At 57.7% G+C, this 15632-nt stretch carries 14 protein-coding genes; 8 read left to right on the top strand and 6 right to left on the bottom strand.

Features of this window, described 5'->3' with window-relative positions:
• Positions 1–422: 422 nt before the first annotated feature.
• The 8 genes from PXT33_RS11190 to PXT33_RS11155 all read left to right on the top strand — a co-directional run bounded on the left by PXT33_RS11190 (position 423) and on the right by PXT33_RS11155 (position 8325).
• Positions 423–1007, top strand: a complete 585-nt coding sequence (locus PXT33_RS11190; protein WP_005944560.1) for a DUF3793 family protein — start codon at positions 423–425, stop codon at positions 1005–1007.
• A gap of 445 nt (positions 1008–1452) precedes the next feature.
• Positions 1453–1668: a FeoA family protein gene (locus PXT33_RS11185; RefSeq protein ID WP_005944556.1), complete on the top strand. Its 216-nt coding sequence runs from the start codon at positions 1453–1455 to the stop codon at positions 1666–1668.
• A gap of 82 nt (positions 1669–1750) precedes the next feature.
• A complete protein-coding gene (locus PXT33_RS11180; RefSeq protein ID WP_005944554.1) occupies positions 1751–1972 on the top strand; it encodes a FeoA family protein in 222 nt (73 codons plus the stop codon).
• Between the two features lie 25 nt (positions 1973–1997).
• Entirely contained in the window at positions 1998–4184 is a 2187-nt protein-coding gene (feoB, locus tag PXT33_RS11175) for a ferrous iron transport protein B (protein ID WP_332376558.1), read from the top strand.
• 33 nt (positions 4185–4217) lie between these two features.
• Positions 4218–4400, top strand: coding sequence for a FeoB-associated Cys-rich membrane protein (locus tag PXT33_RS11170; protein ID WP_044954063.1), 183 nt, complete (start codon positions 4218–4220; stop codon positions 4398–4400).
• 120 nt (positions 4401–4520) lie between these two features.
• Entirely contained in the window at positions 4521–4925 is a 405-nt protein-coding gene (locus PXT33_RS11165) for a metal-dependent transcriptional regulator (RefSeq protein ID WP_097781549.1), read from the top strand.
• Positions 4922–6652: an ABC transporter ATP-binding protein/permease gene (locus PXT33_RS11160; protein WP_332376557.1), complete on the top strand. Its 1731-nt coding sequence runs from the start codon at positions 4922–4924 to the stop codon at positions 6650–6652. The genes PXT33_RS11165 and PXT33_RS11160 overlap by 4 nt, the downstream gene beginning before the upstream one ends.
• A gap of 2 nt (positions 6653–6654) precedes the next feature.
• Complete coding sequence (locus PXT33_RS11155) at positions 6655–8325, top strand: ABC transporter ATP-binding protein (protein WP_332376556.1); 1671 nt, start codon at positions 6655–6657, stop codon at positions 8323–8325.
• A 66-nt stretch (positions 8326–8391) separates the two neighbouring features.
• Here the strand turns inward: PXT33_RS11155 and PXT33_RS11150 are convergent, their stop codons facing one another.
• The 6 genes from PXT33_RS11150 to PXT33_RS11125 all read right to left on the bottom strand — a co-directional run bounded on the left by PXT33_RS11150 (position 8392) and on the right by PXT33_RS11125 (position 15561).
• On the bottom strand, positions 8392–9429 hold the full coding sequence (locus PXT33_RS11150; protein WP_332376555.1) for a GDSL-type esterase/lipase family protein: 1038 nt from the start codon (positions 9427–9429) through the stop codon (positions 8392–8394).
• A 205-nt stretch (positions 9430–9634) separates the two neighbouring features.
• Positions 9635–11371 carry a class I adenylate-forming enzyme family protein gene (locus tag PXT33_RS11145; protein WP_332376554.1) on the bottom strand — a complete coding sequence of 579 codons (1737 nt, stop codon included), beginning with the start codon at positions 11369–11371 and terminating at the stop codon, positions 9635–9637.
• Between the two features lie 221 nt (positions 11372–11592).
• Complete coding sequence (locus PXT33_RS11140; RefSeq protein ID WP_332376552.1) at positions 11593–12522, bottom strand: ATP-binding cassette domain-containing protein; 930 nt, start codon at positions 12520–12522, stop codon at positions 11593–11595.
• A gap of 1 nt (position 12523) precedes the next feature.
• Positions 12524–13576 carry an ABC transporter ATP-binding protein gene (locus PXT33_RS11135; RefSeq protein ID WP_005944542.1) on the bottom strand — a complete coding sequence of 351 codons (1053 nt, stop codon included), beginning with the start codon at positions 13574–13576 and terminating at the stop codon, positions 12524–12526.
• A gap of 12 nt (positions 13577–13588) precedes the next feature.
• On the bottom strand, positions 13589–14620 hold the full coding sequence (locus PXT33_RS11130; RefSeq protein ID WP_005944541.1) for an ABC transporter permease: 1032 nt from the start codon (positions 14618–14620) through the stop codon (positions 13589–13591).
• A complete protein-coding gene (locus PXT33_RS11125; RefSeq protein ID WP_097776451.1) occupies positions 14620–15561 on the bottom strand; it encodes an ABC transporter permease in 942 nt (313 codons plus the stop codon). The genes PXT33_RS11130 and PXT33_RS11125 overlap by 1 nt, the downstream gene beginning before the upstream one ends.
• Positions 15562–15632: the final 71 nt, after the last annotated feature.

The following is a 15632-nucleotide window of genomic DNA, read 5'->3' as shown; positions in this document are numbered from 1 at the left end:
GAACCCTCTCAGTCATTGCTGCGCAATGCCAGCTCTCCCGAAGGAGAGAGCTTTTGAATGCGCTGACTCTATAAAGAGCTCCCCCTTCGGGGGAGCTGGCGCGTTAGCGCCTGAGAGAGTTTTCCTTATTATACCATACCGTATCTCAAAACGGTAGAATGCACAAAAAGCGAGGCGGAGAAAACTGCGGTTTGCCACGAATAACTTTTTTCAAGAAAAGTGTTGACAACGGCCCACCGCTGTGGTAAGATACAGTCACGTTAGAAATAACTAACCACAAGAAACAGATCGGCAGGCCGAAGCCTTGAATGCTCCGCGCAAAGCTGCTTCTTTTTTGGAATCGGGGTTAGAAATATCTAACTCATAACCACGGCGCATCCGGGGAACAATAGCCCGGAGAAACAAGGCGGGAGGGCGCAGACATGGAGCGTAATTTTGAAACGGTCATGATCGAACAGTGTGCCCCGGTGCTGGCAAGCCTGAAACCGGCAGGCCTGTTCCGCTATGAGACCCGCGACTGCGCCGACCTTGCGCGCCGGGTGAAAAACTGGAACACTCAGCTGAACCCCAAGGGCCTGCGTGTGCGGGTGCTCAAGGGCTGCGTGCTCAACCACCGGTATCTTGTGTATGTCTACCGCGAAAGTAGGCTGGCTGCCGTGCTGGCAGATGAAAAGGTGCAGAGCTTTCTGCGGCAGGAGGGCTACCGCCTGCCGGAAGCGGGCGAAGCACCGGATGTGGGCAATATGCTCACTCAGCTTTCCCGCAAGCTGTGCTGTTCGGCAGAATTTCCGCATGAGATCGGGGTGTTCCTTGGCTATCCTCTGGGCGATGTTGTGGGCTTTATCGAGAACCGCGGCAAGAACTTTACCTGCTGCGGCTGCTGGAAGTCCTATGGCGACCCGGATGCAGCGCAGAAGCACTTTGACCAGCTGAGCAAGTGCACAGCAGTCTATCTGCGGCTGTTCCACAGCGGAACACCGATTCTCCGCCTTGCCGTGGCGGCTTAAAATTTGTCATTCTCTTTTCAAATACTCTCTTTTTATCCTGGCACCTGCTGGTGTCCACGCACTGGCAGGAAAGAAATCCTCCTTTTGACACGCGGCCGCGCGGTGCAGACTGACCACTGTACCGCGCGGCTGTGTCATTTGCAGCAAAAGAGCACAGCAGGGCAGAGAAAAAGCTTTGTGATAGTTTACAAGATGCAGCCAAAAAAGAACAAGAAAATGTAAACAATGGCTAACTTTGATTCAATAATTTGAGTTAGTTGTTGTTGATTGTGGTGAAAAAACGGAAAAAATCGGGCAGAAAAATTGTTTGTTCATATGAACTAACTTTTAATTGTGAAAAAACTATTGACATAAAAGGTTAGTGAGCGTAAACTATCCACGTTGGTAGTTGCGGCTGACTAACCGCAGCGATATCCCAGATTCAAACAGGAAGGGAAGCGGAAGTATGATGCCTTTGACAATGGCAAAAGCAGGGGAGACCGTCACCATCAAAAAGATCACCGGCAAGGACGAGATCCGGCTGCATCTGGCAGAGCTGGGTTTTGTGGTGGACAGTGAGGTAACGGTCGTCAACGAGATCGCAGGCAACCTGATCATTCAGGTCAAGGAGAGCCGCATCGCGCTAGACAAGACCATGGCAAACCGTATCATGATTGGCTGAACAGTGCCCCGGCGCTGTTTGGGAGCTGCTCCGAAACTGGAATAGTCTCTCTATAAAGACAAGCAGAGGAGGATGGTTAAGTATGAAAACTCTGAAAGACGTAAAGGTCGGCGAGACTGCTACTGTGGCAAAGCTGCACGGTGAAGGCCCGGTCAAGCGCCGCATCATGGACATGGGCATCACCAAGGGTGTTGAGATCTATGTCCGTAAGGTGGCACCTCTGGGTGACCCCATGGAGCTGACCGTGCGCAACTACGAGCTGAGCGTGCGCAAGGCCGATGCTGAAATGATCGAAGTAGTCTGATCCCAAAGGGAGGAAGGATTAAGCAATGAGCATTAAAATTGCACTTGCCGGCAACCCGAACTGCGGTAAAACGACCCTGTTCAACAATCTGACCGGCTCCAACCAGTATGTCGGCAACTGGCCCGGCGTTACGGTGGAAAAGAAGGAAGGCAAGCTGAAGGGCGATAAGGATGTTATCATTCAGGACCTGCCCGGTATCTACTCGCTGTCTCCGTACACGCTGGAAGAAGTGGTTTCCCGTACTTATCTGGTCAAGGAGAAGCCCGATGCCATCCTGAACATCATCGATGGTACCAACATTGAGCGTAACCTGTACCTGACCACCCAGCTGATCGAGCTGGGCATCCCGGTGGTCATGGCTGTGAACATGATCGATCTGGTGCGCAAGAACGGTGATAAGATCGACCTGAAGAAGCTGAGCGCAGAGCTGGGCTGTCAGGCGGTGGAGATCAGCGCACTGAAGGGCGAGGGCACCGAGGCTGCTGCAAAGGCTGCTGTGGCTGCTGCAAAGGCTACCAAGGCTGCTGAGCTGCCCCATGTGTTCACCGGCAGCGTGGAGCACGCCATTGCCCACATCGAAGAGTCCATTCAGGGCAAGGTGGATGACCGCTTCCTGCGCTGGTATGCCGTCAAGCTGTTCGAGCGCGACGAGAAGGTCATGGACGAGCTGAAGCTCGACAAGAGCCTGACCGACCACATCGACCAGCACATCAAGGACTGCGAAGCTGAGATGGACGATGACGCTGAGAGCATCATCACCAACCAGCGCTATGCATATATCAACACCGTCGTGGGCAAAGCTGTTAAGAAAAAGGCCCGCGTGGAGCACCTGACCGTTTCCGATAAGATCGACCAGATCGTGACCAACCGTATTCTGGCTCTGCCCATCTTCGCACTGGTCATGTTCCTGATGTACTCCCTGTCCATGGGCACCTCCATTGCAGACGGCGGCTGGGCCATTGGTACCTTTGCCACCGACTGGACCAACGATGTCCTGTTCGCTGAGATCGTGCCGGGTGCTCTGGGCGGCTTGCTGGAGAGCATCGGCGTGGCAGGCTGGCTGTACGGCCTGATCATGGACGGCATCGTTGCCGGTGTCGGCGCAGTTCTGGGCTTCGTTCCCCAGATGCTGGTGCTGTTCTTCCTGCTGTCCATTCTGGAGGATGTGGGCTATATGTCCCGTGTCGCCTTCATCATGGACCGTATCTTCCGCAAGTTCGGCCTGTCCGGTAAAAGCTTCATCCCCGTGCTGGTCGGTACCGGCTGCGGCGTGCCCGGTGTTATGGCTTCCCGTACCATCGAGAACGAGCGTGACCGCCGCATGACCATCATGACCACCTGCTTCATCCCCTGCGGCGCAAAGATGCCCATCATCGGCCTCATCGCAGGTGCGATGTTCGGCGGTTCTTCTCTGGTGGCTGTCTCTGCTTACTTCATTGGCATGGCTGCCATCATCTGCTCCGGCGTGATCCTGAAGAAGACCAAGCTCTTCGCAGGTGATCCCGCTCCCTTCGTGATGGAGCTGCCCGCATACCATGTGCCTGCATGGGGCAACGTGTTCCGTGCAACCTGGGAGCGCGGCTGGTCCTTCATCAAGCGCGCAGGCTCCGTCATTCTGGCCGCTACCGTTGTGCTGTGGTTCCTGCAGGGCTTCGGCTTCGAGAACGGTGTCTTCGGCATGGTCGAGGATCAGGACAACTCCGTGCTGGCTGCGATCGCTACCAAGGTCGCATGGATCTTTGCACCTCTGGGCTTCGGCAACTGGCGTGCAACTGTCGCTTCCGTCTCCGGCCTGATCGCAAAGGAGAACGTGGTTGGTACCTTCGGTGTTCTGTATCACTTCGGCGGCGAGCTGTCTGAGAACGGCGATGAGATCTGGGCTGCTGTTGCGCAGGACTACACCGCTCTGTCGGCTTACGCCTTCATGATCTTCAACCTGCTGTGCGCTCCCTGCTTCGCTGCTATGGGCGCCATCAAGCGCGAGATGAACAACGGCAAGTGGACCGCCATCGCCATTGGTTATATGTGCGCTCTGGCTTACTGCGCCGCTCTGGTGGTGTACCAGCTGGGCGGCCTGATCACTGGTGAGGTCGGCTTCAACTTCTTCACCATCGTGGCTGCTGTTGTTCTGGTTGGCTTCATCTACCTGCTGGTCCGTCCCAACAAGTATGTTGGCGACAACGAGGTCAAAATCGACATCTCCAAGATCTAAAAGAACGCTTTGCACGGAAAGGGCGTGTTTTGTATGATGGAATTCCTCGCTGCAAATTTTAATCTGCCCACGATCATTGTGGCAGTCATCGTGTTTGGCGGTGTGGGCTGGATCACATGGCACTCCCACAAGCATGGCGGCGGCTGCAGTGGGTGCAGCGGCTGCGGCGAAGGCGGCTGCAATGGCAGCTGCAGCGGTTGCAGCGGCTGTCACTGAGCATTGAAATGATCCGCAAAGGGCGCGGGCTGGAAGTTTCGGCTCGCGCCCTTTTTTCAGAAACAAAAAGTTAGCTTTGGATAACATTGGAAAATCTATCAGAACAAGAGAGTGATCGGCATGGAACTGACGTCGGCGCATCTGCGCTATCTGCTGGCGATCTACGAAGTCTCACAGACCCATCTGGATATCAGCTCCCGCAGCATTGCCGAAAAGCTTGGCGTGACCAAGCCCTCGGTGGTGCGTATCATGAATCTGCTCATGGAGCGCGGCATGATCGTAAAGGAGCACTACGGCAAGATCTATATGACAGACCGGGGCATCTGGGTGGCAAAACAGGTGGATCGGGAGCTGAAAACGATCCTGACCCATTTCCCGCCGGTCGGTGAGCCGCTGAGCGAAGAAGAGCGCTTTACCGCTGCCCTTGCCATGACCAGTGCACTGCCGGAGCGCATCTTTACCGGCGAATATGAGCGTCTGTTTGGCAGTGATGCAGAAAAAGCAGAAACGGAGAAAGCCCAGTGATCAATAAAAAATTGCTGTCCTTTGACCGCGGTGCACTGCGCTATGTGGGAGCCAATGTGGCTTTCCAATGGCTGGGGATGCTGTGCAACGTGATCTTTGTGCGGGCCATTGCCCAGCTGGTGGGCGCAGCCTTTGCGGGCAGCCTGACCAGTGCACAGCTGTGGCAGAACCTTGTGCTCTGCCTTGCCACGGTGCCCATGCGCTTTGCCTTTACCATGCTGGCATCGGCCATGAGCGATCAGGCTTCCAAGGATGTCAAGCGCACCCTGCGCAGCAGCATCTACGCAAAGCTTGCCCGCCTTGGCCCCAACTACACCGAGACGGCGGCCACCAGCGAGGTGGTGATGCTGGCCAGCGAAGGTGTGGAGCAGATCGACACCTACTTTGCAAAATATCTGCCGCAGCTGTTTTACAGCCTGCTGGCACCCGTTACCCTGTTTGTGCTGCTGGTGGGTGTGCACGCACGGTCGGCCATCATCCTGCTGTGCTGCGTGCCGCTGATCCCCATGTCCATTGTGGCAGTGCAGAAGTTTGCCAAAAAGCTGCTGGCGAACTACTGGGGCGAATACACCACCCTTGGCGACAGCTTCCTTGAGAACATTCAGGGCCTGACCACCCTGAAAATTTATCAGGCCGACGGCTGGAAGCACGAGCAGATGAACGCGCAGGCCGAGCGCTTCCGCAAGATCACCATGAAGGTGCTCACCATGCAGCTGAACTCGGTGACACTGATGGACCTGATGGCTTACGGCGGTGCGGGCCTTGGCATCATCAGCGCGGTGGCTGCATTTGCGGCAGGCCGGCTGACCCTGACCGCCACATTGACCATCGTGCTGCTGGCGGCGGACTTTTTCCTGCCGCTGCGGCTGCTGGGCAGCTACTTCCACATTGCCATGAACGGTGCCGCTTCGGCAGAGAAGATCTTCAAGCTTCTGGCAGCGGAAGAGCCTGCCGATGGTGACCGCGTGCCCGGAGAGAATACGACTCTGAAGCTTGAGCATGTCACCTTTGGCTACGAGAAGGACCGCACCATCCTGAACGATGTCTCCTTTACCATTCCGCAGGGCAGCTTTGTCTCGCTGGTGGGTGAGAGCGGCTGCGGCAAAAGCACCATTGCGGCGCTGCTGTCCGGCAGCCGCACCGGCTATACCGGCAGCGTGACGCTGGGCGGCGTGCCGGTGCAGGAGCTGCAGCAGGAACAGCGTCTGCGCACCCTGACACTGGTGCCCCACAACGCCGCCATCTTCAAGGGTACGGTGGAGAGCAACCTGCGCATGGCAAAGCCGGACGCGGACGAGGCACAGCTCTGGGCGGCATTGGAACAGGTGAATCTGGCCGATTTCTGCCGCAGCCAGAACGGCCTGCAGACCGCTCTGCATGAGGGCGGCAGCAATCTTTCCGGCGGCCAGCGCCAGCGCCTTGCCATGGCGCGGGCCCTGCTGCATGATACGCCCATCTACCTCTTCGACGAGGCTACCTCCAACGTGGATGCCGAGAGCGAGAACGACATCATGCAGGCCATCCACAGTCTGGCCGGAAAAAAGACGATCATCCTCATTTCGCACCGTCTGGCAAACGTGGTGCACAGCGACTGCATCTATGCAATGAGCAATGGCCGTGTGATCGAGCAGGGCACCCACGCCGAATTGCTGGCCCGGCAGGGGGCTTACAGCCGCCTGTATCTGGCACAGCGGCAGCTGGAAACACTGGAAGAGGAGGATGCCTGATCATGAATAAAATCAATCATCGCAGCCCCTTTGCCATTGTGGGACGGCTGATCGTACTGGTAAAGCCCATGCTGCCCGTTATGCTGGCAGCGATCGTGATGGGGGTGGCAGGCCACTTCTGCGCCACCTTCATTACCATCTTCGGCGGCTTTGGCATCCTGCGTGCGCTGGGGCTTGCAAGCCCGGTGAGGACCGTGGGCACGGCCTTTGCCTGCATTCTGGTGTTTGCGCTGCTGCGCGGCGTTCTGCGTTACGCAGAGCAGGCATCCAACCACTATATCGCCTTCAAGCTGCTGGCCCTGATCCGCGATAAGGTGTTCGGTGCCTTGCGCCGTCTGACCCCTGCAAAGCTGGAAGGCCGTGACCGCGGCGACCTGATCTCGCTCATCACGGCCGACATCGAGGCGCTGGAGGTGTTCTACGCCCACACCATTTCGCCCATCTGCATCGCGTGCATCTGCGTCATCGGCATGACGGGCTTCGTGGGCAGCTGGCACATCCTGCCTGCGCTGGTGCTGCTGGCGGGCTATCTGCTGGTGGGCGTGGCCCTGCCGGTGTGGAGCGCAAAGCGCGGCGACCGTGCCGCCCGGGAGTACCGTCAGGCACTGGCCGATACCAACAGCTATGTGCTGGAAAGCCTGCGCGGCCTGAAGGATACCCTGCAGTATCAGGACACCGCAGCCCGCGCCGAGGGCATCACGGCCCACAGTGAGATGCTGGGCGAAAAGCAGAAGGCGATGAAATACCGCGAGGGCCTGACCGTGGCCATCACGAACACCTTGATCCTGCTCACGGTGCTGGCCGTGCTGGGTGTGAGCCTGAACCTTTACCAGAGCGGTAAAATGGGCGTGGAGGGCGTACTGGTGTGCACCCTTTCGGCCCTCAGCTCCTTTGGCCCGGTGGTGGCGCTGGCAAACCTTGGTGCCAGCCTGACGCAGGTGTTCGCCAGCGCAGACCGCGTGCTGGACCTGCTGGACGAACAGCCCGTCACCGCCGATGTGACCGACGGCACAGACACCGCATTTGCAGGTGCTGCGGCAGAGCATGTGAACTTTGCCTATGCCAATGAGGAGGTGCTGCATGACCTGAGCCTGACCATTCCGGAAAAGAAGATCGTGGGCATCACCGGCCGCTCCGGCAGCGGAAAGTCTACCTTCCTGCGGCTGCTGATGCGCTTCTGGGATGTATCCAGCGGCAGCATCCGCTTTGGCGCAGAGGATATCCGCCGCGTGAACACCGCCGCCCTGCGCGAACAGGAAAGCCTTGTGACGCAGGAGACCGAGCTGTTCGACGATACCATTGAGAACAACATCCGCATTGCAAAGCGGGATGCCACCCGGGAAGAGGTGGAAGCAGCCTGCAAAAAGGCTGCGCTGGACGGCTTTATCCACAGCCTGCCCAAGGGCTATGATACCCCGGTGGGTGAGCTGGGCGGTGCACTTTCCGGCGGCGAGCGCCAGCGCATCGGTGTGGCGCGTGCCTTCCTGCATGATGCACCCTTCCTGCTGCTGGACGAGCCTACCTCCAATCTGGACAGCCTGAATGAGGGCGTGATCCTCAAGGCTGTGCGGGCAGAGTGCAAAGACAAAACGGTGCTGTTGGTCTCCCACCGCAAGTCTACCATGGCTGCGGTAGATATCAGCTTCTCGGTGGAAAGCGGCCGGCTGAGCTGAAAACGGGTTCTACAAAGAAACAGCCGGTCTCCTGCGCGGAGGCCGGCTGTTTTTGGTCATAAAGAATTACTGGATCGCATTCAGGATCTGCTGTGCAATGTACTGGTGGCCCTTAACGGTGGGGTGGCCGTCGGCAGCGGTCTGCGCACGGGGAATGTCCACATAGATCAAGCCTTCCTGTGCGGCAAGGTCTTTGGCAAAGCGGTTCAATTTGCTGAAATAGCGGTTCCATGCGGGCAGCAGAGGCACGGGGTTGGTGTAACCCAGCAGCACGATTTTGGCATCCGGGTTCAGTGCGCGGATACTGGCCACGATCTGCGGCAGGCTGGCGGTCACATTGGTATAGGCCTGATCGCAGATCTCATCCATGCCGCGGAACAGCAGGCGGTTGGTGGCGCGGCTCTCGTCAAAGGTAAGGGTCATACGGTTCAGCGCTTCGAGGAAGAGCCCAAGCTTCTGGAAGTTGAAATCACGCAGGGCACCGCTGACCATCAGTGCGGCAAGCTGCTCGCTCTTCCAGTTGGTGGCCTCGCCCAGACCCACGATGCAGGGCACCAGCGCGTCGTTGGAGCCGATCTGGATGGAAATGATATCGGCCTTGCGCAGATACTCCTGATATTCCGGGTAGACGTAATATGCGCCGGAAGCCTGATTCATCTTGGGCATGGCGCTGTTCTGCACCATATCCAGCATGTCAGGGCTCATCAGGCCGGGCAGGCCCAGATTGATCGCGTGCTGGCGGTCCAGCCCAAGGCCCTTGCCCACAAGGGCGGTGTAGCATTGGGAAGGGTAGCCCTCAAAGTTCGGCTGCAGATCGTAGCCGATCTGGGCGATGTTGTATTTCATATCGGCAAGGCCGACACCGGAGGTGATGCTGTCGCCCAGCGCCACATAGGTGAGCTGCTGCTCCGGTTCGCCGGCTGTCTGGGCATCGGCGGGCAGGGCGGTCTCCTGCTCGGCAGGCGCTGCGGTCTGCTCCTGCTGCACCTCTGCTGCTTCGGCGGCAGGCAGCTCCGTCTGTTCGTCGGCAGCAAATGCAGGCATGGCCAGCAGCACAAGCGCTGCCGCTGCGGCCAGAAAGCTGGCAAACTTTTTGTTTTTCATTGTAATTCCTTCTTTCTGGAATGACTGCACCTGTGCGGCACAGCTGTTGTCTCTATGATAAAATGGAAAGTAAAAATTGTCAACTGACAAAATTCAAAAAATTGCGGCCATCGCTGCGTCCGTATTCTGCGGTTTCTTCCATACAAAAAAGCTCTCCCTTTCGGGAGAGCTCAGTGTCTGAAAAATTACAGGGTGAAGTTCAGGATCAGTAATCGCGGGGAGTGATCTCTTCTTCCAGCTTGCGGTAGTCCACCTTGCCAACAGGGGTAAAGGGCATTTCGGAGATGAACTTGTAGCCCACCGGCTGCACATACTCCGGCAGCTCTTCATTGCACAGCTGGCGCAGTTCCCGCACGATCTGGCGCTTTTTCTTGTCGCCTTCCGGGTCCAGCACCACATACACGAAAGGCAGACGGCCCTGCACATGGTCCTTATCGGTGCAGCCCACCACCGAGCACTGATGCACGGCCGGGTGGCGGCTGATGACGTTCTCGATCATGGACGGGAACACCTTGAAGCCATCGTGACGGATGATCATGCGCTTGATGCGGGAATCCAGATACACAAAGCCGTCCTCGTCCATGTAGCCGACATCGCCGGTGTGTGCCCAGATCTGGCCGTCTGCATGGCGGCGCAGGATCATGTCGGTCTCCTCGGGCTTATTGTAGTAGCCCTTCATGACGGTGGGGGTGCAGATGCAGATCTCGCCGCGCTCACCGATGGGCAGTTCGGTCTCGGTGCCAGGCTCAAAAATGGACACCACCGTGTTCAGCATGGGAATGCCCACGCTGCCGGGCTTGGTCACGTTGCCGGCGGCAACGGTAGCGGCAGAGGCGACCTCGGTCATGCCGTAGCCCTTGGCCAGCGGATATTCCACGTTGTGCGCCTTCAGGAACTCGTTCACAGTCAGCTCAGCGCCCAGCGGCAGCGAGTCGCCGCCGGCGGCATAGTTGCGGATGAAGGAGAGATCCTTCTTCTTCTTGAGCAGCGGAGAAGCTGCCATCTGCTGGTAGTGGGCCGGAACGCCGAACATGTGCTCGGGCTTGTGCTTCCAGATCAGTGTGCCCAGCTTGTCGGGGTCCAGATTGGGGATGATGACGACGTGCAGGCCCATGACCAGCGGCATGTGCACGCCGCAGGCATAGCCGTAGGCAATGAACGGAGGCATGACGTTCATCAGCTTCTGGCCGCGGCAGAACAGGTTGCTCTGGGCGATGAATTCGTGGGCCAGAGAGTTAAAGCAGTCGTCGGTCAGCATAACGCCCTTGGGCGAACCGGTGGTGCCGCCGGTGTGCACCACCACGCAGGCGTGCTGCGGGTCGTAGGGTTCGGCGTTCATGCTCTGATCCTTGCCCTGTGCAATAAAGTCCTTCCAGTGGATCACATTGGACTTGTAGCGGTTCTTATCGGGGTTGGTCAGCTTGTAGCCGACGGCCAGATGCAGCGGCAGAGAGTCTGCGGGGCTGATGACCAGAACGCGCTCCACATTGGTGCGCTTTTCTGCCTTGTGGCAGCGCTCATAGGTCACATTCAGGCAGATCAGCAGGCGGGAATCTACCTCTTCGATGTACTCGTGGATACCCTCAACGCTGTAGCGCGGGTCCACCAGATTCAGCGTTGCGCCGATCATATCGACAGCGTAGAAGGCATAGATCACCTCGGGGGTCATCACACTGACAACGGTGATGATGTCGCCCTTCTTCACGCCGAGAGCACGGAAGGCGGCAGCGGTTTTCTTGACATTCACAAAGAGGTCTGCAAAGGTGAATTTGCGGCCATAATACTCCAGGGCGGTCTCGCTCAGATGGTTCTTGTTCTGATGGCAGAGATACTCAAAGGCGCTGCACTTAGGAAGAGGCATGTCGATGTATTTCTGGTCATAGTACTTCAGCCAGGGCTTCGCAGTGGACGCATAGAGCGGTTCATGCTGTTCAGTAGTCATAGAATAAAGTCCTCTTTTCTTTCTTCTTCTTTTCATTGCTAAAAGCCGACAGCTTTGCAAAGAAGATGAAAGCCGCCGGTCAGAACACGCTAATAACTCAAAAATCAGAATCAATGATGTAGATTCTATTGTAGTGGAGCTGCCGGAGAATGTCAAGAAATAAACTTTGAATGTTGCGTAAAAGAGCCGTAAAACAACGATTCAGCCCGAAATGTCGGGGGTCAGCGCAGCAGCCACTGCTCGGCTTCGGCAGCGCTGCACAGTACAAAATGCTCAGGCCGCAGTTCGCGCCACTGGGGGGCCTCTCTGGAGTAGTCGTGCATGGCGGGGTCGTACACCAGCAGCTTTTTCTGCCGCTCCCGGCGGGGGTCCGGCATGGGAATGGAGGAAAGCAGGCTGCGGGTATAGGGGTGGATGGCGTGGGCTGTCAACTCTTCGGCCCCGGCCAGCTCCACGATGCGGCCCTTGTGGATGACGGCGATGCGGTCGGAGATGTAGCGCATCACGGAAAGATCGTGGGCGATGAACAGGTAGGTGATGCCGCGTTCCTTCTGCAGGCGGCGCAGCAGGTTCAGCACCTGTGCACGGATGGACATATCCAGTGCACTGATGGGCTCATCGGCAACGATGAACTCCGGCTCCACGATCAGGGCCCGGGCAATGCCGATGCGCTGGCGCTGTCCGCCGGAAAATTCGTGCGGGAAGCGGGAGGCAAATTCCGGCAGCAGACCCACGTCCAGCAGAGCCTGACGCACCTTTTCCTCCTGCTGGGCGGTGGAAAGATCAGGCCGGACGTTCTGCAGGCCTTCGCCCACGATATAGCTCACCTTGGCGCGCTCGTTCAGCGAGGACTGCGGGTCCTGAAAGATCATCTGGATCTCTTTGATGATCTGCCTGTCCAGATGGCGGGAAATTCTGCCGTTGATCTTCTGGCCTTTATAAAGGATCTCGCCGCCGGAAGTTGGCAGGATGCGCAGGATGGCCCGGCCAATGGTAGTTTTGCCGCTGCCGCTTTCGCCTACAAGGCCGAAGGTCTCGCCCTTATAAATTTTAAAGTTGGCATCCTGCACAGCTTCATATGCTTTTTTGCCGGAGCCGTAGGTTACGTTCAGGTGGTTCACTTCCAAAAGAACTTCGCGTTCATTTTCCATCTTACAGCCCCTCCTCTCGCAGCATTTTTACCGCAGCAGGCGGCTCGATCTTGGGTGCCCGGGGGTCCAGCAGCCATGTTTTGGCCTTGTGGGTGGGCGTTACCTCAAAGTAAGGCGGGCGCTTGACAAAATCGATCTTCAGTGCCTGCGGGTTGCGGGGTGCAAAAGCATCGCCGCGAATTTCCGCAAACAGGTTTGGCGGTGTGCCCACGATGTTGAACAGGTCCTCGCCCTTCACGCCCATCTGCGGCATACTGGAAAGCAGTGCCCATGTGTAGGGGTGGCGGGGATCGTAATAAATTTCGTCAGCAGTGCCGATCTCCACAATGTCGCCTGCGTACATCACAGCCACGCGGTCTGCAATGTTTGCCACAACGCCCAGATCGTGGGTGATCATGACGATGGTCAGATCGTACTTGAACCGCATCTCCTTCAAAAGCTGCAAAATCTGGGCTTGAATGGTCACGTCCAGTGCGGTGGTAGGCTCGTCGCAGATCAGGATCTTGGGGCTGCAGGCCACCGCAATGGCAATGACCACACGCTGGCGCATGCCGCCGGAAAACTCGTGCGGGTACTGCTTAAAGCGCTTTTCCGGGTCAGAGATGCCCACATCCCGCAGGTATTCCAGCGTTTTTTCCTTGGCGGCAGCGCCCTTTAAGCCCTGATGCAGGGCAACGGCTTCCATGATCTGTGCCCCGATGGTCTTCAGCGGGTTCAGGCTGGTCATGGGGTCCTGCATGACCATGGCGATCTCGCGGCCGCGTACCCGCAGCCAGTCCTTTTCGGTTCTGAGGTCAGAAAGGCGCAGCGGCTTGCCGTCCGCCATGCCGTAGTAATCAATGGTGCCGCTGGTAATGGAGCCGTTGGCATCCAGCAGGCCCATGAAGCTCTTGGTAAAAACGCTCTTGCCGGAGCCGCTCTCGCCTACGATGGCAAGCACCTCTCCCTGATAGAGGTCAAGATCGATGCCACGGATGGCGTGCAGCACTTTTCCACGCAGGTTGAACTGGATGTTGACATCTTTTGCGGAGAGAATGAGCTGGTTGTGTTCCATGATATCCCCTCCTTACTGCAGATGGTTCTTCGGATCGGCAGCATCCGAGAAGGCGTTGCCGATCAGATAGAACGCAATGGTAACAAAGCTCAGGATGAGGGTGGGGTACAGCAGCTGGTAGCGCAGCCCGGCCTGCATCATCACCTTGCGGCCATCGTTGACCAGGTTGCCCAGCGAGGGGGTCTCCACGGACAGGCCCAGACCGATGTAGGTGATGAACACCTCGTTGCCAATGGCTTCCGGGATGGTGAGGGCCATGCGCAGCATGATGACCGAGACGAGGTAGGGCAGCAGGTTGCGCAGCACGATGCGGATGGTGGGCGTGCCGATGCAGCGGGAAGCCACATTATAATCCCGGTCGCGGATAATGAGGATCTGGTTGCGGATGAAGCGTGCCATTTCGATCCAGCCCTTGATGGCCATGCCAAGGACCATGGTCCAGATGCTGGGGGTGGCTACATAGGAAATGAGGATCAGCACGATGGCGGTGGGAATGTTATCGAAGATGTTGTACAGCTCGGTGAACACAAAGTCCAGCCCGCGCACATAGCCCCACAGCACACCGGCGGTAATGCCCACCACAGCTTCGATGAGGGCCACGAAGAAGGCGATAGTCAGACTGGTGCGTGCACCGGCCCAGATGCGTGCCCACAGGTCCTGACCGATGGAGTTGGAACCCCAGATAAAGCCGTCCTGCCCAGGGGCGATGTTGCGGTACTGGATGCCGGTCACAGGGTCCACGGCGCACAGGTTCGGGTCTGCCTGACCGGGCAGGTGGGGCTGGATGAAGGCAAAGGCAACCACGACCACCAGCGCGATCAGCAGGGCCACGGCGAACTTGTTCTTGAAAAAGGCACGGAAGGTGCTGCCCCAGTAGCTGTAGTTGGAGCTGGCGGTGGCTTCGGCCTGTTCCTCACTGAACCCGGCGGGGGTGAACAGCTCATCCTCCGGCAGATTTTCCCAGCCGGTGCGGCGCTGTGCCTGAGCAGCATTCAGCTGGTCCTCCAGCTGCTTCGATTTTTCGCGTTTCAGAAAAGAGAGCATCAGCGTCCACCTTCTTTCTTGCCAAAGTTGATGCGGGGATCAATGAGTACCATGAGCACATCGCCCAAAATCAGGCCGATGATGCCCACGCAGGCGTACAGCAGCACGATGCCCTGCACCATGGTATTGTCGTGGCGCTGCACACAGGTGACCAGCAGACCGCCCATGCCCGGGATGCTGTACAGGCTTTCGATGTAGATGGAGCCGACGACGGTGTTCAGGAATGCGGAGGGAATGTACTGCACCAGCGGCACCATGGCGTTGCGGAATACGTGGTGCAGGGCGATATTGTTCTCGCTCACGCCCTTGGCGCGGGCCAGCTTGACGTAGTCCTTGTTGCTCTCGTCCACCATATAGCGGCGCAGCCACATGGCGTAGAACGCAAGGTTTGCAAGGCTCATGCTGCACACCGGCAGCACCCAATAGCGCCAGTTGGCGGCATCGAACAGCAGGCCCACGCCCATGGCGGTGGTGCCGTACATCTGGATATACAAAAAGTACACTGCCGCAGGCACCGCCTGAATGAGCACGATGAATGCCGTGCCCAGCTTATCCGGCCAGCGACCCTTATAACGGCCCATGACAAGGCCCAGCGGGATGCCCAGCACAAGGCTCAGCAGCATGGCCAGCACACCCATTTCGATGGAAATGGGCAGCTTCTGGGCAAGGATCTTGGTCACGGGAGCGTTGAGCTTGTAAATGTGGCTCACGCCCAGATCACCGTGCAGCGCATCCCGCCAGAAATGGCCGATCTGCACCGGCAGCGGGTCCAGCAGGCCCATGGACTGCAGCCCGGCCTGGATCTGTGCCTCGGTCATTTTTTCGTAGTTTGCAAAGTAGCCTTCCACCGGCATGAGCCGCAGCAGGCAGAACACCAGCGTCACAATGACGAACAGGGTCAGAATGGAGCGCCCGATGCGTTTTGCGAGATATTGCACCATAGCTGTGCACCTCTCTTTTCTTTATAAATACAGATAAGTATAGAATAACGCAAAATCTTACGTTTGGAAAG

Origin of the sequence: Faecalibacterium taiwanense (assembly GCF_036632915.2) — a bacterium.
Classification (GTDB): Bacteria; Bacillota; Clostridia; order Oscillospirales; family Ruminococcaceae; genus Faecalibacterium; species Faecalibacterium taiwanense.
The sequence above is the reverse complement of the archived record's forward strand: the minus strand, read 5'-3'. Positions and strand labels throughout refer to the sequence as shown.